The 20,170-nt window shown below is 66.0% G+C and carries 17 protein-coding genes; 11 read left to right on the forward strand and 6 right to left on the reverse strand.

Annotation, left to right across the window (positions count from 1 at the left end; all coding sequences use genetic code 11):
* Nucleotides 1-14 precede the first annotated feature (14 nt).
* On the reverse strand, nucleotides 15-830 hold the full coding sequence (locus NHH73_04560; protein USX27582.1) for a response regulator: 816 nt from the start codon (nucleotides 828-830) through the stop codon (nucleotides 15-17).
* 268 nt (nucleotides 831-1,098) lie between these two features.
* Here NHH73_04560 and NHH73_04565 point away from each other — a divergent pair, with 268 nt between their 5' ends.
* The 4 genes from NHH73_04565 to NHH73_04580 all read left to right on the forward strand — a co-directional run bounded on the left by NHH73_04565 (nucleotide 1,099) and on the right by NHH73_04580 (nucleotide 5,654).
* The gene (locus NHH73_04565) at nucleotides 1,099-1,584 is read left to right on the forward strand and encodes a spore coat U domain-containing protein (protein ID USX29555.1); all 486 of its coding nucleotides are present in this window, start codon (nucleotides 1,099-1,101) and stop codon (nucleotides 1,582-1,584) included.
* Between the two features lie 102 nt (nucleotides 1,585-1,686).
* Entirely contained in the window at nucleotides 1,687-2,322 is a 636-nt protein-coding gene (locus tag NHH73_04570) for a fimbria/pilus periplasmic chaperone (GenBank protein USX29556.1), read from the forward strand.
* A 6-nt stretch (nucleotides 2,323-2,328) separates the two neighbouring features.
* Nucleotides 2,329-4,653, forward strand: coding sequence for a fimbria/pilus outer membrane usher protein (locus NHH73_04575; GenBank protein ID USX27583.1), 2,325 nt, complete (start codon nucleotides 2,329-2,331; stop codon nucleotides 4,651-4,653).
* Nucleotides 4,650-5,654 (forward strand): spore coat U domain-containing protein, encoded by a 1,005-nt coding sequence (locus NHH73_04580; GenBank protein USX27584.1) that lies wholly within the window; start codon nucleotides 4,650-4,652, stop codon nucleotides 5,652-5,654. Before NHH73_04575 ends, NHH73_04580 begins: the two co-directional genes overlap by 4 nt.
* A 40-nt stretch (nucleotides 5,655-5,694) precedes the next feature.
* Here NHH73_04580 and NHH73_04585 read toward each other — a convergent pair whose 3' ends face one another.
* The gene (locus NHH73_04585; GenBank protein ID USX27585.1) at nucleotides 5,695-6,042 is read right to left on the reverse strand and encodes a hypothetical protein; all 348 of its coding nucleotides are present in this window, start codon (nucleotides 6,040-6,042) and stop codon (nucleotides 5,695-5,697) included.
* A 380-nt stretch (nucleotides 6,043-6,422) separates the two neighbouring features.
* Here NHH73_04585 and NHH73_04590 point away from each other — a divergent pair, with 380 nt between their 5' ends.
* The 3 genes from NHH73_04590 (at nucleotide 6,423) to NHH73_04600 (ending at nucleotide 10,634) form a co-directional block, all read left to right on the forward strand.
* Entirely contained in the window at nucleotides 6,423-6,917 is a 495-nt protein-coding gene (locus tag NHH73_04590) for a helix-turn-helix transcriptional regulator (GenBank protein ID USX27586.1), read from the forward strand.
* Between the two features lie 156 nt (nucleotides 6,918-7,073).
* Nucleotides 7,074-7,604 carry a DUF4142 domain-containing protein gene (locus NHH73_04595; protein USX27587.1) on the forward strand — a complete coding sequence of 177 codons (531 nt, stop codon included), beginning with the start codon at nucleotides 7,074-7,076 and terminating at the stop codon, nucleotides 7,602-7,604.
* A 156-nt stretch (nucleotides 7,605-7,760) separates the two neighbouring features.
* A complete protein-coding gene (locus NHH73_04600) occupies nucleotides 7,761-10,634 on the forward strand; it encodes a diguanylate cyclase (protein USX27588.1) in 2,874 nt (957 codons plus the stop codon).
* 10 nt (nucleotides 10,635-10,644) lie between these two features.
* On the opposite strand, the gene NHH73_04605 is transcribed toward NHH73_04600, so the two are convergent.
* The 4 genes from NHH73_04605 to NHH73_04620 form a co-directional block, all read right to left on the reverse strand.
* On the reverse strand, nucleotides 10,645-11,109 hold the full coding sequence (locus NHH73_04605) for an OsmC family protein (protein ID USX27589.1): 465 nt from the start codon (nucleotides 11,107-11,109) through the stop codon (nucleotides 10,645-10,647).
* A 9-nt stretch (nucleotides 11,110-11,118) separates the two neighbouring features.
* Nucleotides 11,119-11,580 (reverse strand): hypothetical protein, encoded by a 462-nt coding sequence (locus NHH73_04610; GenBank protein USX27590.1) that lies wholly within the window; start codon nucleotides 11,578-11,580, stop codon nucleotides 11,119-11,121.
* Complete coding sequence (locus NHH73_04615; protein ID USX27591.1) at nucleotides 11,577-14,486, reverse strand: hypothetical protein; 2,910 nt, start codon at nucleotides 14,484-14,486, stop codon at nucleotides 11,577-11,579. Before NHH73_04615 ends, NHH73_04610 begins: the two co-directional genes overlap by 4 nt.
* Before the next feature lie 141 nt (nucleotides 14,487-14,627).
* A complete protein-coding gene (locus tag NHH73_04620; GenBank protein ID USX27592.1) occupies nucleotides 14,628-14,930 on the reverse strand; it encodes a patatin-like phospholipase family protein in 303 nt (100 codons plus the stop codon).
* A gap of 244 nt (nucleotides 14,931-15,174) precedes the next feature.
* Between NHH73_04620 and NHH73_04625 the strand changes: the two genes are divergently transcribed.
* The 4 genes from NHH73_04625 (at nucleotide 15,175) to NHH73_04640 (ending at nucleotide 20,037) form a co-directional block, all read left to right on the forward strand.
* Nucleotides 15,175-15,735 carry a DNA-3-methyladenine glycosylase I gene (locus tag NHH73_04625; GenBank protein USX27593.1) on the forward strand — a complete coding sequence of 187 codons (561 nt, stop codon included), beginning with the start codon at nucleotides 15,175-15,177 and terminating at the stop codon, nucleotides 15,733-15,735.
* Entirely contained in the window at nucleotides 15,708-17,447 is a 1,740-nt protein-coding gene (mnmC, locus tag NHH73_04630) for an FAD-dependent 5-carboxymethylaminomethyl-2-thiouridine(34) oxidoreductase MnmC (GenBank protein USX27594.1), read from the forward strand. Before NHH73_04625 ends, mnmC begins: the two co-directional genes overlap by 28 nt.
* A gap of 137 nt (nucleotides 17,448-17,584) precedes the next feature.
* Nucleotides 17,585-18,343 carry a HAMP domain-containing histidine kinase gene (locus tag NHH73_04635; protein USX27595.1) on the forward strand — a complete coding sequence of 253 codons (759 nt, stop codon included), beginning with the start codon at nucleotides 17,585-17,587 and terminating at the stop codon, nucleotides 18,341-18,343.
* A complete protein-coding gene (locus NHH73_04640; GenBank protein ID USX27596.1) occupies nucleotides 18,340-20,037 on the forward strand; it encodes a response regulator in 1,698 nt (565 codons plus the stop codon). The genes NHH73_04635 and NHH73_04640 overlap by 4 nt, the downstream gene beginning before the upstream one ends.
* The last annotated feature ends 133 nt before the right edge of the window (nucleotides 20,038-20,170 follow it).

Below are 20,170 nucleotides of genomic sequence, written 5' to 3' on the forward strand. Positions count from 1 at the left end.
AACGCCGCGCCCCGTCAGGAGTGCGGCGTTTTTCTTTGGTGGTTGGAGGTGCGGAAGGCGCTCGGCGTGATGCCGGTGCGCTCGCGGAAGGCGGTGGCGAAATTACCCGCATTGTTAAATCCGATCAGCAGCGCGATGTCCTGCACATCCATGTCGGTATCGCGCAACAATTCCTCGCCGCGCCGGATGCGCGCGTCGCGGATGAAGGCGAACACCGTCATGCCGGTTTGCTCGCGGAAGATTTGCGACAATTTTTCACGGTAGGTGCCGACGCTGCGCGCGATCTCCGCCAGCCCCGGCAGGGTGGCCAGGTTGTCGTCGATCAGGCGCTTGACGGCGGCCACGATGACCGCGTCCGGATCGCTGTCGGCGGCGCTTCCAGCGTCGCCGGAGCCTGCTTCGGCATCGTTGGAGGCTTGCTGGCCACGGTCGCTGACCCGGCGCGCCAGGTTCAGGTGCACCTGGATGCGGGCCGCCAGCTCGCCCGGCGAAAACGGCTTGGATACATAGTCCACGCCGCCGATCGACAGGCCCATGATGCGCTCCTCGTCCGCGTCGGCGCCGCTCAGGAAGATCACCGGAATGTCCTGCGTCACAGGGTTGGCTTTGAGCAACCTGCACGCCGTGTAGCCGTCCATATTGGGCATGCGCACGTCGAGCAGGATCAGGTCCGGTTGATTGGCCAGCGCCAGCTGGTAGCCCTGCAGCCCGTTGAAGGCCACCGACACCTTGTAGGGCAGCTCGCTAAGGAGATCGACCAGCACGCGCTGCTCGAACGCGGAGTCATCCACGATGAGGATTTTGCGCTGCGTACTGTCACTGGTCGGCATGGTTCACCTTGCTTGGTTGATAAATTCTTCACGCCCTGTTGCGTATTATGCCTATCTTTTAAAAATTTTTAATAGTTTTCTACGCTCCCAAAACCGTAGTCACTTGTAGCAAAAGCACGGTTTTTTTTTATCATCAATAATTGGTTCAAGTGTTGAGTGATGGCAATTGTCCTGAACAACGCCCCTCCGCACCGTCGCTCAATTGTTAATTATGGGGGTAGAAATGAAAAACAGGCGCACATCCCGGTTGGCGGGCGTGGTGGCGGTGATGGCGGCGGCGCTGGCCGCCACCACGCCGGTGGCCGACGCGGCCGTCTATGTCAACGGCAGCAAAACCAGCAACTTCGACGTGACGATGAAAATCATCGCCGACTGCACCATCGCCTCCAACGCGCTCGACTTCGGCCAGTCGCAGGGCGTGCTGGCGACGTCGGTGTCGGTCAACACCACGCTCAGCGTCACCTGCACCAACACCACGCTGTACAACGTGGGCCTGAACGCCGGCACCGGCACCGGTTCGACCACCGCCGCGCGCGTGATGAGCGGCACCGGCGCCAACACCAGCACCGTCGCCTTCAACCTGTACCAGGCGGCCGGCGCCACCAACTGGGGCAACTCGCAGGGTACCGACACCCGTTCGGGCACCGGCACCGGCAGTGCGCAGACGCTCACCGTGTATGGCGTGGTGCCGGCCCAGGCGACGCCGCAGCCGGATACCTATAAATCGACGATCACCGCCACCGTGTATTTCTAAACGATGAAACTACCGGCGCGACGGTTGTGCTGGATGGTGTACGGCGTCCTCGCGATGCTGGGAGTACAGGCGGGCGCTGCGAATCTGCAGATTTCCCCCGTGATGATTGTTTTGCGTGCCGGCCAGGGTGCCACCGGCATCACCATGCAAAACCTGGGCGAGAGCCCGGTGTATGGCCAGGTCAGGGTGTATCAGTGGGAGCAGAAGGACGGCGACGACCTCCTGACGCCGACCCAGGAAGTGGTAGCGAGTCCCCCAATTCTACAGATCGGGCCCAAGAGCAGCCAGATCATTCGCCTGGTGCGACGTAGCCAGCAACTCCCAAGCAGCGAGTTGTGCTACCGGATTTTGATCGACGAGATTCCGCCCGAGGGCGGCGGCCCGGCGGCCGGCGTGGATATCCGCCTGCGCTATTCGGTGCCGATGTTTGTGTTGCCGGCCGACGAGCGCGCCGCGCCGTCGCTGGCGTGGAGCGTGTTCAAGAAGGACGGCAACTGGATGTTGCGGGTGAAAAACAGCGGCAACCAGCGCGCGCAGATCGGCGCGCTGGAGCTGCGCAACGCCGCCGGCGGCCAGTTCGTCATCGCCCCGGGCCTGTTCGGCTATGTGCTGGCCGGGCGCGAGCGTGAGTGGCGCCTGCCGACGCCGGCCGAAGCGGACCTGCGCGGCGCGCTGGCCGTCAAGGCCAACATCAACGCCCGGCCCGTCAGCGATAGCGCCACCGGACGGCTGGACTGAGCGGGCATGTGGGGACGGCTGATCTGCCTGTCTCTGATGGCCCTGAACCTGGCGACGGCCGCGCTGGCGCAAGCACCGCCGCCGCCGCCGGTGGAAGAGGAACTTTTTTTGGAGGTGGAATTGAACGGCGAACCGACCGGACTGATACTGCGCTTTACCCGTGGCACCACCACGGGCTTGCGCAGCAGCGTGCAGAACCTGCGCGACCTGGAGCTCGACCCCCGCCTGTTCGGGGTCGAGGGCCGGGATCAGTTCGACCTCGACGACATCAAGGGCCTGCGCTACAGCTACGACGCGGCGCGCCAGTCGATCGCGCTGCGCGTCGACGACACGCTGCGCGCGCCGGTGGCGCTATCCGGGCGCACCGTGCGCGTGGCCGGCCCGGCCGCCGTCACGCCGGGGCTGGTGCTCACCTATGACGCCTTCGGCCGGCTCGACCGCGAGCGCGGCGTCTCGGTCGCCAACGAGGTGCGCTACTTCAACGACAGCGGCGTCTTCACCAGCACCGGCGTCTACAACGCCGGCGCCACCGGCACCGGTCCGCGCTTCATCCGCCTCGACAGCGCCTGGGTGCGCTCCGACCCGGTGACCCTGGAAACCTGGCAGGTGGGCGACCTGATCTCGTCGTCGCTGCCGTGGAGCCGTTCGCTGCGCATGGGCGGCGTCCAGTGGCGCAAGAGCTTCGACCTGCGGCCCGACCTGCTGACCTTCCCGGTCGCCAGTTTGGCCGGCTCGGCCGTGGTGCCGAGCGCCGTCAGCCTGTACGTCAACGGCGTGCGCCAGGTCGAGACGGCCGTGCCGTCGGGCCCGTTCGTGATCAACCAGGTGGCCGGCATCAACGGCGCCGGCCAGGCCACGCTGGTCACGCGCGACACCGCCGGGCGCGCGGTCACCACCACCGTACCTTTATATGTCGACACGCGCCTGCTGGCGGTCGGCCTGACCGATTATTCGGTCGAGCTGGGCGTGCTGCGGCGCGACTACAGCACCCGCTCGTTCGGCTACGCGCGCGTGCCGGCCGTCAGCGGCTCGCTGCGCCACGGCGTGAGCGACAGCCTGACCGTCGAGGGCCACGGCGAGCTGGGGCGCGATGTCGTCAACGGCGGCGCCGGCGCCATGCTGCGCCTCGGCCAGGCCGGCGTGGTGCGCGCCTCGCTGGCCGCCAGCGGCGGGCGGCGCAACGACAGCGGCAGCGGACGCGGCCTCCAGGCCGGCCTGGGCTACCAATATCTGAGCGGGCGCTTCAGCATCGACGCCGAGACCCTGCGCGCCAGCGCCGGCTACAGCGACCTGGCCACCGCCGACAGCGGCGCCGGCGCCCGCGCCAACGACCGCATCAACCTGAATCTGGCGCTGTTCCCCGGCCACAGCGTCGGCGTCAGCCTGGTAAGCCTGCGCGCGCCGTCGCTGCCGCCGGCGCGCATCGCCGCGCTGTCGTATTCGGCCACCCTGGGCGCCGGCTTCTACCTGAGCGTGAGCGCCTTCCGCGACCTGCGCGACGCCGCCGCGCGCGGCCTGTTCTTCAGCCTGAGCGCCTCGTTCGGCGACCGCATCGCCGCCAACGCCAGCGCCGGCCGCCAGAACGGCGTGCGCAGCCGCATCGTCACGGTGGGCCGCTCGGCCGACTACGCCGGCGGGTTCGGCTGGGGTCTGCAGTCGCTCGAGAGCAACGGCGCGCCGCTGCGCCAGGGCCAACTGACGTATCTGGGCGGCTACGGCCAGGTCGGCGCGCTGGTGCAGCAAAACGGCGACAACCGCAGCGCCTCGCTCAGCGCGGCCGGTTCGCTGGTGGTGATGGACGGCGGCGTGCACGCGGCGCGCCAGGTCGGCGCCGGCTTTGCGCTGGTGTCGACCGACGGCGTCGGCGGCGTGCCGGTGCTGCAGGAGAACCGGGTGATCGGCCGCACCGGCGCCGGCGGCTATTTGCTGGTGCCCAACCTCAATCCCTACCTGATCAACCAGGTCGGCATCGACACCGGCGCGCTGCCGCTCGACGCCCGCATTCCGGTCTCCCGCCGCGAGGTGGTGCCGGCGCGCCAGTCCGGCGTGCTGGCGCGCTTCCCGGTCGAGACCTACGCGGCGGCCAGCGTGATCGTGCACGGCGCCGACGGCAAGCCGGTCGCCGCCGGCGCGCAGGTGCTGCATGTCGAGAGCGGCGCGTCCACCCTGGTCGGCTTCGACGGCGTCGCCTTCATCGACAACCTGGCGCCGCTGAACCATTTGCGGCTGACCGTCGACGGCGTGCCATGCATCGTCGAGTTCGCGTACGAGGCGGTCAAGGGCCGGGCCATGCCGACCCTGGGCCCCTTCACTTGCCGGGGTGTGCAATGACGGCGCGGCGGCTGGCGCCGTGGGTAGGCCTGCCGCTGGCGCTGCTGTGCGCCCACGCGCGCGCCGACAACTGCACCATCGCGCCGCAAAACATAGTCTTCCCCAGCGTCAGCTCCATCTCCAGTGTCCCCGTCTACGCCTCGGCCACGTTCAAGGTCACCTGCACCTGGACCGACTTCCTGGGCAACCTGCTGACGCCGAACGTGACCGTGTGCCTGTACCTGGGCGCCGGCAGCAACTCGTCGTCGACGGTGACGAGCACGCGCCAGGTCGGCAACGGCGCCATGCGCGCCAACTACAACATTTATACCGACGCGACCTACGCCCCGGCCAGGATCTGGGGCGGCTGGGTCGGCACCGACACGCCGACCCCGATCACCTTCACCCTGACCAAGAGCGGCGGGCTGGGCACGCTCGAGCAGAACGTCACGCTGTATGGCAGGCTGGCGGCCGACGCCACGCTGGCTGCCCTGGCGGTGGGGCCGAACGACCTGACGTTCACCTCGGATTTCGGCGCCGGCAACGGCCTGATGCAATACATTTTCTTCCTGCTGCCGGCCACCGGATGCGCGCTGGGGCCGACCCTGCCGATCGTGTTCCAGGTGCGGGCCGCCGTGATCAACGATTGCAACATCAACGTCGGCAACCTGGCGTTCCCGAACAGCTCGCTACTCAACAGCAATGTACGCACGACGTCGACGATGTCGGTCCAGTGCAGCAAGAGCACGCCGTACCGGGTGGCGCTGTCGGCCGGTACCTACGGCGCCGCGACGACGGCGCGCAGGATGCGCAACGTCTCGACCACGGAATTGTTGAGTTATCAGATATCGAACACGCTCGACGGCGCCAGCTGGGGCGACGGCAGCGGCGGCACCACGATCGTCTCGGGCACGGGCACCGGCGGCACCCAGACCCAGACGGTGTACGGACTGGTGCCACCGCAGAGCACGCCGTCGCCGGGGGACTACAAGGACACCGTGACGGCCACGGTGGTGTTTTAACGGGGAAGGAGCCGGCGCGCGCGGGTGGCGGCCGGTGGCATTAGAAGTAGACGACCCAGCTCTGCGTGCCCGATTCGGTGCGGATGGGCGCGGCGGAGCGGTCGGTGGTGGCGGAATTGGCGGCGGCGGGCTGGTCGCCTCCGCGCGTGAGCAGGTAAGGGGTTTTCAGTTCGCAGGCGACTATCGGGGCGGCGGCGGTCGTTGCCGCAGTGGCGGTGCGGGCGGTGGCGCGCGGCTCGCTGGCGGTCTGCACGGTGCAAGCCTCCTTGACCACGAAGCTCACCTGCATGGCGCTGGTGGCGGCCTTGTTGCCCGCGACCGCAGACAGCGGTGAGCAGAAGAGGACGGCGGCAAGCGCGACGGTAAGTGGGGCGGCAAGGATTTTCATGACGATCGATTCGAAAGGCAGTGGTTAGTAAGTTGCATCCATAGAACGAATTTTACCGTGAATCAACATTCTATCCAATGTTCACATTTCACGCTGAAATTCACTTTCGCAAAACGGCGGAATTTGGAGAGTTTTCAAGGTCGTTTTTTAGCCTATGTTGGTCACTGAAAAAAGGCTAAAAAATATTGTTTTTCAGAGGGAAAGTACTTAAACCGCAGGGCAAAAAAGGGAGGCGAAATTGACACTAGAAAAATCACACATAGTCACAGGGGTTTGCTCGCAAAAAAGTCACACATTGTTACAGCCGGCATGCAAGTAAGTCGCATCGCTCGCTGCATTCTCAATCAATTTTCCTGTTCACCTGAACCGAGGAGTTACACATGAAACATACCGATTTCGGCCGCATGCCTTGCCCTATCGCCCGCAGCCTGGGTAAAGTTGGCGAATGGTGGAGCATTTTGATCCTGCGCGACGCCTTCTACGGCCTGTCGCGTTTCGACGAATTTGAAAAGAGCCTGAAGATCGCCCCGAACATGCTGACCCGCCGCCTGGCCGGGCTGGTCGAGGGCGGCCTGATGGAGCGGCGCCAGTACAGCGCCCGTCCACCGCGCTATGAATATCTGCTGACCAAGGCCGGCCGCGACTTCAAGCCTGTGCTGCTGGCCTTCATCGCCTGGGGCAACGACCATTTGGCACCGGAAGGCGCCAGCCTGCTGGTGGTGAGCCGCGAAACCGGCAAACCGGCCGATCAGGTGCTGGTCGACGCCAACAGCGGCCTGGCCATCAACGACGAAGACTACATGTTCGCACCGGGGCCCGCCGCCAGCGACACCATGCGGACCCGTTTGATCGAGATCAGCAAGCACGCTTCCTGAGCGTTGTCGTAGCCACACAAGAAGGCGCCGCTTGCGGCGCCTTTTTTCGTTGCGGCCGTGCTCCCGCCTCTCGTTCTTGCATAGCCGTAAGGTGCGTCCGCCATTGTCCAGGCTTTGTAAAATTAATTCCTCGTCATTCTTTTGGGAGCACCCATCATGAACAACAAGATCAGGATCGCCGTCGCCGCGTGTGCGGGCTTGCTGGCCGCCGGTGCCGCCACCGCGCAAAATCTGAGCAAGGGCGACCAGCGACTCCTCACCAGCCTGGCCCAGGCCAACGTCAACGAGGTCGCCGCCGGCAACATCGCGCTGCAAAAAGCCACGTCGCCGGAGGTCAAGTCCTTCGCCCAGAAGATGGTCGACGACCACACCAAGGGCTTGCAGGAGGTGCAGCAGGTGGCGCAGGCCAAGAACGTGACCCTGCCCGCCGAACCCGACGCCAAGCACAAGAAGATGGCCGACCGGCTCAACGCGCTCAGCGGCGAGGAGTTCGACAAGAGCTACATCGCCAACGCGGGAGTCAACGACCACAAGGCCGCCCACAAGCTGGTTACCGACGCCCAGCAAAAGGCCAAGGATCCGGACATCAAGGCGCTGGCGGCCAAGTTGCAACCTACCATAGACCAGCATATGAAGACCGTGCCGCAGCTGGCGGCGGGCAAAAGCGACGCGCCTAAAACACAGTAAATAAATTGCTGCAAGGAACTGAATTAGCTTTGCATTCAGGCACTTGGCGCGGGGCGGCGAGGGCTCCTGAAAACTGTGGAATAATGCGGTAACAGCGTTTAAATGCGTTCGGGCAACTATGCCCGGCACACAGTCAAAGGACGTCACTTGGTGGACATGTTTGCCCTCGATGAGGAGCTGGCGCGGTGGGAGGCGGTGTTGCCGGAGATTTCCGGCACGGCGCGCTTGCCACTGCTCGTGGCGCTCGCCTGGCATTTGCGCCAGCGCGCGCCCGCGCGTGCGCGCGCCCTGTCTGCCGACATCGCCGACATCGCTGCCCTGACGGGCGCGCTGCCAGCGGCCGACGCGCTGGTGGTGCGCGGCCGCCTGCTGCTGATCGCCGCAGAATCGGAATGGCTCAATGGCCGGCTCGACACCGCTCAGTACCAAGCGGAACAGGCGCTGTCGCTGTTCGAGCAGGGCGCCGCCATCCGTCCCGACGCACACGCCGCGTGCGCCCGCGCCGACGCCTGCTGGTTGCTGGCCTGGGTGTCCAACGACCGTGGCGACAGCTCCGCCGGCGATCGTTGGCTGGCGCTGGCCGGCGCCGCCGCCCGCGTCGGCGGCGACCCGGTGCGGGTGGACGTGATCGACGCCGCCGCCGGCATTTGCGCCGCCTTCGGCGACTGGCAGGCCGCGCAGCGGCACTGGGACGGCCGCTTCGATGCCGATCCAAGCGGCCTGGCGCCGATCGCCGCCGGCTGGGTCAGCGACTACTTCGGCACCTGCGCCTTTCAGCGCAGCGAGTACGGCCGCGCCATCGGCCACCTGATGCTCAGCTTCGAGATGGCGCTGGTGAGCGGCCAGGTCCGCCGCGCCATCATCATCGCCACCAACATCGGCAACGGCTTCACCAGCCTCAACGCGCACGAGGCGGCGCTGGAATGGATGCAGCGCGGCCTCGACCTGGCGCGTCCGGCCGGCTGGCCGCTGTCGATCGGCATGTGCCTGATGCAGACCGCCGAAACCTTGCGCCAGCTGGGCCAGCGCGAGGCCGCGCAAACCCTGTTGCGCGAGGCGCTGGCCGTGCTGGCGCCGTTGTCCGGGTCGCGCGCCTACGCGGTGGCGCTGGAATACCAGGGCGACCTGGCGCTCGACCTGGGCAACCACGCGGCCGCGCTCGACAGCTTCACGCGGCTGGCCGCGCGCGGCGACGCGCTGGCGCAGAACGATTTCCAGAGCAGCGCTCGGCGCGGCCAGGCGCACGCGCTGTCGCACCTGGGCCGGCCGGACGAGGCGCTGGCCGCCGTGTGCGGCGCGCTGGCGCTGGCGCGCGAGCATGGCGACGCGCTGGGCCAGATCGCCGCCCTCAATGTGCTGGCCGATATCCACGCGCACCACGCGCTGCCCGAGCCGGACCTGATGATGGCGCCCAACCCGGTGCTGCACTACCTGCTGCTGGCGCTGGAGATCGCCGCCACCATCGACGGCTACACGGTGCCCGGCGCGCTGCTCGACGCCACCGCGCGCGCGTACGCCGCCATCGGCGACCACGCGCGCGCCTACGCGATCGCGCTGCAGGCCTCCGCCGCGCGCGACCAGACCCACAGCCAGCAGGCCACCAACCGCGCCATCGCCATGCAGGTGCAGTACCAGACCGAGCGCGCGCAGACCGAGGCCGAGCATCATCGCCAGCTGGCGGCGGCCGAGGCGCAGCGCGCCGAGGTGCTGCAGCAAACCAGCGCCACCCTGGCGCACCTGAGCGCGATCGGCCAGGAGATCACCGCGCACCTGGACGCGGCGGCGGTGTTCCGCGCCCTCGACCGGCACGTGCACGGCCTGCTCGACGCCACCCATTTCTCGATTTTCCTGCTCGAGTCGAACGGCGTGTGGCTGTCGTGCGCCTTCGGCGTCGAGGCCGGCAATCCGCTGCCGGAGGTGCGCTATTCGCTGGCGGACCCGCGCGCCAACACGTCGCGCTGCGTGCGCGAGCGGCGCGAGATCCTGATCGAGCTGGGGGCGGCGGATGTGACGCCGAACCTGATCCCCGGCACCTTGCCGACCCTGACGTTGCTGTTCGCGCCGCTGCGCGTGGGCGAGCGGGTGCTGGGGGCGATGACGGTGCAGTCGCTGCACGCCAACGCCTACGGCGAGCGCGAACGGCTGATCTTCCGCACCTTGTGCGCGTACGGCGCCATCGCGCTCGACAACGCCAGCGCCTACCGGCAGGTGGCGGCGACTTTGAAGACGCTGAGCGCGACCCAGGAGCAGCTGCTGGAAAAGAACCTGGAGCTCGAACGCGCCTACCAGGCGCTCGAGGAGGTCAGCCTGACCGACCAGCTGACCGGCCTGCGCAACCGCCGCTTCTTCCTGCGCAACGTCGACGCGGATGTGGCGATGAGTTTGCGCGGCTACGACGGCGGGCAGCATCGCGGCCACCAGTTGACCGAGTCCGAGCTGCGGGCAGCCAACGATCTGGTGTTTTTCATGGTCGACATCGACCACTTCAAGGAGGTCAACGACCGCTATGGCCACGCCGCCGGCGACGCCATCCTGGTACAGATGACCGAGCGCCTGCGCGAAGTGTTCCGCGAATCGGACTATGTGATCCGCTGGGGCGGCGAGGAGTTCCTGGTGCTGGCGCGCGCCACCCACCGCGACGACGCGCGCGTGGTGGCCGAACGCATGCGCCGCGTCGTCGCCGAGCGCGAGTTCGTGCTGCCGGACGGCGTGCGGCTGTCGAAGACCTGCTCGATCGGCTTTGCCTGTTTTCCCTTCCTGCCGGCGCAACCGCGCCTGCTGTCATGGTCGCAGGTGGTGGAGCTGGCCGACCAGGGCCTGTACATCGCCAAGCGCTCCGGCCGCAACGCCTGGGCGGCGTTGTACGGCACCGAGCGCGCCCGTGCCGACGGCCTGTTCCCGCGCCTGATGCATCAAGTCGACGAGGCGCTGTCGGAAGGCGAGGTGCGGCTGGTCAGCAATCTGGAAGGACCGCTGTCGCTGGGCGGCGAGCGCCGCCGCATCGGCTTGTCGAGCGACCTGGAAACCTGATCCGGTTCGATCAGGCGGCCGGCGGCTCGACCACCACCTCGAAATTGAGCGAATTGGCGATGTAGCATTTTTCGTGCGCCTCGTGGTGAATGGCGTGCAGTTCATCGTCACCCGGCGGCGCGGTGCCGGCGAACACGATGGCCGGGCGCAGCGCGATGCGCGTCATCGCCATTTTGCCCTGATCGTTCTTGCCGAGCGTGCCGATGGCGTGGTCGGTGTAGCTGTCGACCGTATGCCCCCGTTTGGCGGCGATCGAGAGGAAGAACAGCATATGGCAGCTCGACGCGGCGGCCACCAGCGCCTCCTCGGGATCGACGGCGGCGGCGTCCGACATCGGCAGCGGCACCGACAGCGGCGACGACGACGCCGGCACAACCGCGCCGCCGTCGAAGCGCCAGGTGTGCGCGCGGCTGTAGCGCTGACCGAGGAAATCCTGTCCGTCGCGTTTCCATTCCAGTGTTGCCTCGAACTGCATGCGATGCTCCTATTTGGCGGCTTTGGGGCATTCAGTATCCCACATCGCCGGCAGCGAGTCGGGCATGGCCGGTTTCATGTCGGTGATGACCAGCGAATTTTTTCCGGATAACTCAGCGTCGATTTCGATCGGCACCCGGCAGCCATTCCAATACACCGTCTGGTTCTTTTCCAGTCGCGAGAATTCCGTCGTTGATTTGATGAGCATTTGTCCCGGTTCGAGGCGCTCGCCGATGGGGAGCGTCCAGCCATCGTGCTGGGGATCGCTGAAGAAGGCGACCTTGTCCCGCAGCGGATTGATGATGAGCGTTTTGACATTGACGGCGGTGTTGCCGGTGTTAAGCACCGAGACGTAAGTGGTTGATTTTATTTTATTATCTTCCAGTATGTACCACGACGACCGCAGGCGGATGGTTTGATAGCAGCAGCCGGACAGCAGCGCGGCCAGCGCCACGAACGCGCCGGCCCTCATGGCCGCGCTCCATCGCCGCCGCGCACATGGGCGCGGGTATTGGTCTTGTGGATCTCGTCGGTCTGCGCCTTCAGCGTTTGATCGAGTACGGCGAGCTGAGCGGAGATGGCGCCGATGGCGGCGCTGTAGTCTTTCTCCGCCGGCAGCTTCGCCGATATTGTCAGCAGCGTTCCCTTAATGTCGCTCAGCGTCTGCGCACTTTTGGTATTGTCTAAAGTATTGATCAGGGTGATCTGCTTGTTGAGCAACTGGCCGAGATCGTTGCTGATCTGGTTATTGACGGTTGAATTATCGATGATCGATTGCTGAAGTTTTTTCAGTTGCGCGGTCAGTTCGATGATCAGCGCGGCGACGGCCGGATCGCCCTCCCGCGCTTGTAATATTTTCCTGAGCTCGTCGAGTGTTTCTTTGCTGAAGGCGACCTCGCCGCCCTTCGCGAGCGCCACTTCGCCGCCTTTTTGGAGCGCGAGCGTGCCGACGACGCCGGCGCCGAGTGCGCCCGTCGCCGCGATGGTGGTCCACAACAGGCCCGCCTGGCCGGCCGCGCGCACCGCGTCGGCCGCCGCCATCGGTGGCGCACCCGCACCTGCGTTGTCGGCGGCCCGCTCGGCGGCGGCCAGCTGTTCCTCGCTGGCGTCCACCGCGCCGGCGGGGAAGCGCTTCCAGTACTCCCCCTGCGGGAAGTCCGCCATCACGCTGTGGTAGCCGAGCGCGCGGTAGCTTTCGAACTGGACCTCGTCGAAGAACTGGTCGGCCGTCGAATGGTGCGGGAACGGGTTCATCTGCGCCTTGTCGGCCTTGGCGGCGTAGCGCGTGATGTCGAGCGGCTCGTTGCCCGACAATAGCGGCTTGATATAAATGATACTGCCGTCGGGGCACGATCCGTCCACGGTGGAGTAGCGGATCACGCCGTGCGCCGAATGTTTATGCCTGTTTTGCGCGCCGCGCGTCCAGGCCGGCGTCGGCAGGCCGTCGGGGAAGACGATGGAGACGCCGAAGTCGGTGCGGATCTTGCGGATCGCGTTTTCCAGGTCTTCGAATTCGTATTTCGGATCGCAGCTGGCGTCGACCACGACGATGCGCCGGCAGCGGCGGCGCACCATCTCGTACAGGCCCAGGTTCTCGAAGTGGCCGCCGTCGCTCAGGTAGACGAAGTCGCTCTTGGCGGTCGTCGCGCCCAGCGACTCAGTCAGGATCGACATGGAGCCGAGCGGGGGCTCTGAACGCTGCAGCGCCTTGACGTCCTTCAGTGCGGGATTGGGCAGCCACCATCCCAACCGGACGTTAAAGAAGGTCATCACGAAGGCGATCAGCGTCGAGGTGTGGTATCCCATGCTCGATGACGCGGCCGCGCCGGAGATCGTCATGGCGCGCGCCAGCGAAATGCCTTTTTCGGACGAATAAAAATCCGAACGCTGATACTCGGTGCCCTTCGAGCCGGTGAAGTGCGGCGTGACGGTGAACGAGGCCGCCTTGCGTTGCTGCCAAGCGAGGTCCTCATTGCTGGGCTTGACCAGGTTGAGCGCGATGTTGATCACATGATAGAGCCGTGGCCTCGGTGGCGGACGTGGCGGCGGCGTCTTTAGCGGGTCCAGCTCCTTCATCTGCAAATTGTCGTTCGGATCGAATCCTGTGAACGGATCTGGTTCGCGCTTGTCACGCGCGGCACCCAGATAGGCGCGCACCAGCCGGTTGCCGTACATGCTGTGCAGGGAAAAGGTGTTGGTGCCGAAGTAGCGCGAGGCGATCAGGCCGATGATGACCGAGCCGGCAAATATGAAGAACTGGCCTCCCAATCCGGCTTGCGTGGTCTGGATGGCGTAGTAGGTGTCCAGATTGGCGCACAGGCGCGTGTTTGCAAAGATGGCGCCCAGCGTGAGGTGTTGCAGGTCGCCGATCATGGCCAGCACGAAGCTGGTGACGATCAACAGCGCGGTGATGAAGATCGCCGCGGCCAATTGCAGTACGTGCTCACCGGCGATGGCGAACGCGCTCTTGACTTTGCGCGTCAGCCGTTGGCCGCTTTTGCTCCAGTAGCCGTATAGCCCCGTCACCACGCCCATGCCGCCGGCCGACGCGCCCAATAATTTGGTCCATGGGCTTTGCAGCAGCAGATAGGGGCCGAAGATCACCACGGCGTTGGAGAACATCCAGGCCAGGCAGGTCCAGAATATCCAGGCGCTGGCGCGCGCCCACCATTCGCGGTCATCTTCATCCGAGAAGCGCTGCGCGAGGCCGACGTAGATGGTGATGGTCAGCCAGCCGGCCGCCAGCAGCGCGGGCACGCAAAATACGGAATACAGGCCCGCCGCCAGCATGTCGTTGGGTGCGTAGTGCTCCATCAGTGCCAACTGTGAGAATTTTTTTATCACGTGGAACATCAGCGCGCCGGCGATGGCGCCAACGCCGAATGCGGCCAGCATCTTCTTGCCGGACTTTGCGTCAGGGGTGTTCGATTGCGGGCGCAAGGCAAGCAATTGGGCCGTCGTCGTGACCACGGCGCCAACGCAGACCGCGATCCAGAGCATGTTGGTGGTGAAAAAGTCTGGCGTGACAACGCGAGGAATGGCCCAGCTTTGCACGATCGCCGCGCAGCACATCGGTCCGAAGCATCGCTTCATGAATGTGTTTTCTTTGCCTGCTTGCGGGGCGTAGCTTGGCAGACTCGTCAGCGCTTCTCCGAGTCCCCACAGGAGCAATCCCATCATCACGCCCAGAAAGCAAACGCCGGCCGTGTACGAGGAGAACCATGGTCCGGCGCGGAAAGTCATCGCAAGATTCAGTCGCGGGAGCATGACCAGCGCCGCCAGCAAGGGCAGCAGCATCAGCCAGTGCAAGGTCAGGTTGCGGATGAAGGTGGCGATCAGCGTGATCAGATCGATCGAGAAACCGTGAACCGGGCTCATATAGTTGCTATAGGCGCGCAACTGCCGGACTTGATCGGGTTCGGGCTTCTCGTGCAAGGGCGCCTCGCCGGTGCGCGCGGGCGCCAGTTTGTCCAGTACGCCGGCGACGTTGCCTTTTTCCCGCGCGATCCAGCTCGACAGTCAACTGGCGATGTAGCCGCCGCCGGAGACCGACGACATGTAGTGGAATTTGTCGAGCCACTCGCGTTCGGCCAGGGCTTGCAGCACGCCGAGGCAGAAGGTGGCGCTGCGCACGCCGCCGCCGGACAGGCAGATGGCGGTGCGCTCGTCGCACTCGGGCAACGCATGTACCGCGGCCCGGAACTGAAGCTCGCGACGCGAGTTTTCCTTGTCGGCATCGGCAGGCTCGATGGGCTCGAGGGACTCCAGGCGCACGCCGTGGAGCAGCAGTAATTCATATTCCAACACACTGGACACTGGCACCGGCACACCCTTCGCAGGTTGGCGGCTGGTATTAAAAAAGTCAAACGCAGGCTCTGTGGGGAACGGCATGGCGGTTCACTCCCGGTTTTGGACGACTTATAATATTGTGATTTTTATAGTTATCAAGAATAGATATAAAAATGACAAAAAGCAAGCGCTCCCGCCGCCACTGTGGTAATCCCCGCACACGCCCGATACCGGGTGGTATACCTTATACTGACGCGCCACCATTCTTCCCGCTCACATGACCAAGACCCGCTGCGGCTGGGCCAACCCGGCCAATCCCCTGTATCTGCACTACCACGACACCGAATGGGGCGTGCCTTGCCACGACGAGACGCGCCTGTTCGAGATGCTCAATCTGGAGGGCGCGCAGGCGGGGCTGAGTTGGGAAACCATTCTCAATAAACGCGAGACCTACCGCGCCGCCTTCGACCAGTGGGACGCGCAGAAGATCGCCGCCTACGACGCCGGCAAGGTGGCCGCGCTGCTGGCCGATCCCGGCATCGTGCGCAACAAGTTGAAGGTGGCGGCGGCGATCACCAATGCGCAGGCCTACCTGCGCCTGCGCGCCGGCGGCGGCAGCCTCGATCAACTGCTGTGGGCCTATGTCGGCGGCAAGCCGGTAGTGTCGGGCGACGGCCCGCGCGCCAGCAAGACGGAACTGTCGGACCGCATCTCGAAGGATCTGGCCAAGCTGGGATTCAAGTTCGTCGGCTCGACGATCATTTACGCTTACATGCAGGGCATCGGCATGGTCGACGATCATGATCCGGCGTGCTTCTGCCGGAAGCGGCGCAAGTGACGACGGCGGGCGCGTCACGGCGCGTGGTGCTCGATACGGACTTCGCCGATGGCGCGCGGTTTCTGGCCGCATGGGCGCAGTCCTCTGCGCCGGGGGCCTCGCCGCTGCACTACCTGGCCGTCGCGCCGGCGCTGCCGGACGCCCAACGCATTGCCGATGCGCGGCTGCGCGCCACCTGGCCGCTGAACGTGCCGGGCTTGCACCGCATCGTGCTCGATGACGGCCGCGTGACGCTCGATCTGCTGGTCGGCGCGCTCGACGCGGTGCTGCCGCAGATCGAGGCGCGGGTCGACGACTTCCAGGTTTCGTCCTGCGCGCCCGATTTTGTCTCCGCCTTTGCGCGCGGCCTGGCGAAGCTGGCCGCGCCGCGCGCGACGCTGCACGCGCATGCGCCGGACGAGCCGCTGGTGTGGGCGCTGACGGCGGCCGGTTTCGCCTGCCACGCCGTCGCCGGCTCGCGCGACGTCGGCGCGGTCTACCAAAGCCGCAAGCCGCAGCCGCCCGCGCCGCCGCAGCCGGAGCGGCGCGCGATCGTCGTCGGCGCCGGCCTGGCCGGTTCCTCCGCCTGCCATCGCCTGTGCGCCAACGGTTGGGAAGTGACGCTGATCGAACGGCACCCGCAGCCGGCGCAGGAAGCTTCCGGCAACCTGGCCGGCATCTTCATGCCGCTGCTGTCGAAGGACGACAATATTCCGACCCGCTTGAGCCGCGCCGCCTACCTGTTCGCGCTGCGCGAATGGCGGCGCCTGGGCGGTGTCGGCAAAGCGTTCGACGGCGCCGATTGCGGCGTGCTGCAACTGGCGCGCGACGCCGCGCATGCGAAGGTGCAGCAGGACGTGCTGGCGGCGTGGAATTATCCGCCGGCGTATGCGCGCTGGCTGGCGGCCGATGGCGCCGGCCGCTTGCTCGGTGGCGGGACGCCGCACGGCGGCTGGCTGTTCGAGCAGGGCGGCTGGGCGCGGCCGGCGTCGCTGTGCGGGGCCATGCTCGACGCTTGCGGCGCGCGTTTGCGCCGCGCGTTCCACACGCAGGCGCTTGAGTTGCGGCGTATCGACGGCGAGTGGCATGTGATCGGCGCCGACGGCGCGACGATCGCGCGGGCGCCGACGGTCATCCTGGCCAACGGCACCGGCGCCGTCGACATCGCGCAGGCGTCGCTGCTGCCGCTGTCGGCGCTGCGCGGCCAGGTCACGCACCTGGCGCTCGACGAACCTGGTTCGGCGGGCGCACCCCGGCTGCCGCTGGTGGTCTGCCGCGAGGCGTATGTGACGCCGGCCGCCAACGGCATCGTCAGTGCCGGCGCGACTTACGACAACGACGACGATCCAAACCTGCGCGCGGACAGCCAGTTGGAAAACCTTACCCGGCTGGCGGAGATCGTCCCGGGCGATAACGTGGCGGCCCTGGCGGCGAGCGCGCCGCTGGCGGGCAGGGTGGGCTTCCGCTGCGCCGCGCCGGACCGCCTGCCGCTGTGCGGCGCCTTGCCCGACCACGGCGCCGCCGGACGCCTGGAGCGCCTGCGCGACGTGCCGCGCCATCCCGGGCTGTATGGGCTGCTGGGCTACGCGTCGCGCGGCCTGATCTGGGCGCCGCTGATGGCCGAGTTGCTGGTCAGTCAACTGGAGAACACGTCGCCACCGCTGGAGGCGAGCCTGGTGGCGGCGCTCGATCCGGGACGCTTCCTGCTCAAGGAGCGCCGCCGCAGCCAGTGATCAGCCCGTGATCGCGCCGCCACACCGGCGTTGCGTTGACGCAAATATCCTGCGCACACAAGCCATCCCGGCGTTGGCTTGGCTATATCCCGCAGGATATAATCACCCTTTGAACCGGGCGCGAGCACCGCACAACAATGGACGAAGACCAAGCGCAGCACTACGAGGGATCGCCAGAGCTGCTGATGTTCCTGGCGTCGACGGTGCACGACATGAAGAATTCGATCAGTGTCCTGAGCGGCACGCTGGAGAACCTGATCGCCGGCCCCGCCTCCACCGCCGCGCCGCCGCCTGCCCCGGCCGCCGGGCAGCCGCACTACGAGCAGCTGGGCCAGATGCTGTATCAGACCCGCCGCCTCAACGACAACCTGATCCAGTTGCTAGCGTTGTACAAGGAGGTGGGCAAGCCCGGCTACCCCTTCGATCCGGCCGCCCACCGTATCAGCGAGTTGGTCGACCAGGTCAAGGGCCAGGCGCGCATCCTGCTGCAATCGCGCGGCGTCACGCTCGATGTCGATTTTCCGGCGGACGCCATCTGGACCTTCGACGAGGACCTCATCATCGGTGTGCTGGTCCACGCCATCAACAACGCCATCCGCTACACGCGCGACCGCATCCGCCTGGCCGTCAAGGTCGACGGCGACTACCTGGAACTGCGCGTGGAGGACAACGGCGACGGCTTCCCGCCGGCCATCCTGGAGGCCGGCGCCGACGCCATGAAGACCGGCGGCGGCAAGGTCAACTTCCTTAGCAACAGCAGCGGCCTCGGTCTGTACTTTTCCAGCGAAGTGGCGAAGATGCACAAGCATCGCCAGCGCCACGGCGGCATCGCCCTGGAGAATGGCGGCAGCGGCGGCGCCCTGGGCGGCGGCTGCTTCATCCTGCGGCTTCCATGAGCGCGGAAAACCAGGCCAGCGGCGACATCGATTGGGCCGAAAAGCGCTACCTGCTGGTCGATGATTTCGTCGGCATCCGCCAGCTGCTGCGCGAGTCGCTGCGCAACCTCGGCGCCAAGCACATCGACCAGGCGGCCAGCGGCGGCGAGGCCATCGTGCTGCTGTCGAAGACGCGCTACGACGTCGTCATGTGCGACTACAACCTTGGCGACGGCAAGAACGGCCAGCAGGTGCTGGAGGAGGCGCGCCTGCGCAACCTCATGCTGCCCAGCAGCGTGTGGCTGATGGTCTCGGCCGAGAAAAGCGTGGAGTCGGTGATGGGCGCGGCCGAGCACCAGCCGGACGCCTACATCATCAAACCGATCACCGAGGGCGTGCTGTTGACGCGCCTGAACCGCGTGTGGAACAAGAAGCAGATCTTCCGCGAGATCGACCAGGCCTTCGCCGACAAGGACTACCTGCGCGCGGCGCGCCTGTGCGAGGAGCAGATCGCGCTCTATCCGCTGCACGAGATCGACCTGCAGCGGATGAAGGCGACCTTGCTGCTCAAAAGCGGCGTGCCGGAACAGGCGCGCGCCGTGTACGAGAAGGTGCTCGAGGAGCGCGACTACAACTGGGCGCGCTGCGGCCTGGGGAAGATCCGCATGAGCGCCGGCGAGGTCGAGGCGGCGCAGCAGATGTTCCAGGCGGTGATCGCCGACAACCGTTTTTACATCGACGCGTTCGACCAGCTGGCGCTGTCGTTCCAGCAGCAGGGCAAGCACGAGGAAGCCTTCGGCGTGCTGGAAAAAGCCGCCAAGCTGTCGCCCAATTCAGTGCCGCGCCAGCGCGCGTTCGGCCAGACGGCGCTCAAGCTGGGGAATATCCCGGTGGCCGAAAAAGCCTTCCGCAAATGCATAGAGATGGGCGAGTATTCGGTGGCCAAGACGGTCGACGCGTACTTCGGCCTGGCGCGCGTGTGCGGCCAGAAGAACGACACCAAGGAAGCGATACGGCTGCTGAACGCGGCGGTCCATCAATTCGGCGGCGACCAGGTTACCCTGCGCGCCAAGATCACCGAGGGGCTGGTCTACCACGAGAGCGGCGACTACCGGCGCGCGCGCAAATCCGGCGACGAACTGGAGGCGATGCTGGCCGACGAGACCAAGCAGCGTCCCGACAGCACCACCTGCCTCGATATGGCGACGTTGCTGTTCGCGGTCGGCGTCAAGGATGCGCCGGTGACCTTGCTGTGCTACGTGGCGCGCAACAACCATGACAACGCGGCGCTGCTCGAGGATGTGCAGAAGATTTTCGACAAGGCGCGCATGGGCGACGAGGGCACCGAGTTGATCAAGGCCTCGCGCCAGGAGGCGGCCGACATGATGAACAAGGGCGTGCTGCTGTGGAAGACCGGCAAGTTGATCGAGGCGGTCGAATGGATGCGCGTGGCGCGCAAGGCGCTGCCGCACAATATGCGCATCCTGTTTAATTCAGCGCAGATCCTGATCTCGCAGCTGCACCAAACTGGCTATGTGCGCGAGCTGGCGGAGGAGGCGATCGGCGTGTTGATGCATGTCGACGCGATCGCGCCGGGCCAGCTGCGTTTTGCGCAGTTGATGGAGCAGCTGGCGATGCTGGCGCCGGTGTCCGGCGTGGTGGCGGCGGCGGCGGCGAGCGAGTACGAGGCCGCCAACGGTGCGGTTCCCGACTGATTTCGTGGTGACGGATGGACGCAACAGCCAACTTGTTTCCGGGTCACCAAATGATTACACTGAATCGCGGCGCAGCCCTGTCTGCGCCTTGAAATAAAGGGCAAAACCATATGCGTGATATCGCAAAAGAAGT

It is taken from the genome of Oxalobacteraceae bacterium OTU3CINTB1 (genome assembly GCA_024123955.1).
Lineage (GTDB): Bacteria > Pseudomonadota > Gammaproteobacteria > Burkholderiales > Burkholderiaceae_D > Rugamonas.

Coding starts and splice junctions, on each gene's coding strand:
- NHH73_04575 (USX27583.1), top strand. CDS start 2,329: ATGTGGGGACGGCTGATCTGCCTGTCTCTGATGGCCCTGAACCTGGCG.
- NHH73_04570 (USX29556.1), top strand. CDS start 1,687: ATGATTGTTTTGCGTGCCGGCCAGGGTGCCACCGGCATCACCATGCAA.
- NHH73_04595 (USX27587.1), top strand. CDS start 7,074: ATGAACAACAAGATCAGGATCGCCGTCGCCGCGTGTGCGGGCTTGCTG.
- NHH73_04580 (USX27584.1), top strand. CDS start 4,650: ATGACGGCGCGGCGGCTGGCGCCGTGGGTAGGCCTGCCGCTGGCGCTG.
- NHH73_04600 (USX27588.1), top strand. CDS start 7,761: ATGTTTGCCCTCGATGAGGAGCTGGCGCGGTGGGAGGCGGTGTTGCCG.
- NHH73_04590 (USX27586.1), top strand. CDS start 6,423: ATGAAACATACCGATTTCGGCCGCATGCCTTGCCCTATCGCCCGCAGC.
- NHH73_04585 (USX27585.1), bottom strand. CDS start 6,042: ATGAAAATCCTTGCCGCCCCACTTACCGTCGCGCTTGCCGCCGTCCTC.
- NHH73_04610 (USX27590.1), bottom strand. CDS start 11,580: ATGAGGGCCGGCGCGTTCGTGGCGCTGGCCGCGCTGCTGTCCGGCTGC.
- NHH73_04560 (USX27582.1), bottom strand. CDS start 830: ATGCCGACCAGTGACAGTACGCAGCGCAAAATCCTCATCGTGGATGAC.
- NHH73_04565 (USX29555.1), top strand. CDS start 1,099: ATGGCGGCGGCGCTGGCCGCCACCACGCCGGTGGCCGACGCGGCCGTC.
- NHH73_04635 (USX27595.1), top strand. CDS start 17,585: ATGGACGAAGACCAAGCGCAGCACTACGAGGGATCGCCAGAGCTGCTG.
- NHH73_04615 (USX27591.1), bottom strand. CDS start 14,486: ATGAGCCCGGTTCACGGTTTCTCGATCGATCTGATCACGCTGATCGCC.
- NHH73_04625 (USX27593.1), top strand. CDS start 15,175: ATGACCAAGACCCGCTGCGGCTGGGCCAACCCGGCCAATCCCCTGTAT.
- NHH73_04640 (USX27596.1), top strand. CDS start 18,340: ATGAGCGCGGAAAACCAGGCCAGCGGCGACATCGATTGGGCCGAAAAG.
- NHH73_04605 (USX27589.1), bottom strand. CDS start 11,109: ATGCAGTTCGAGGCAACACTGGAATGGAAACGCGACGGACAGGATTTC.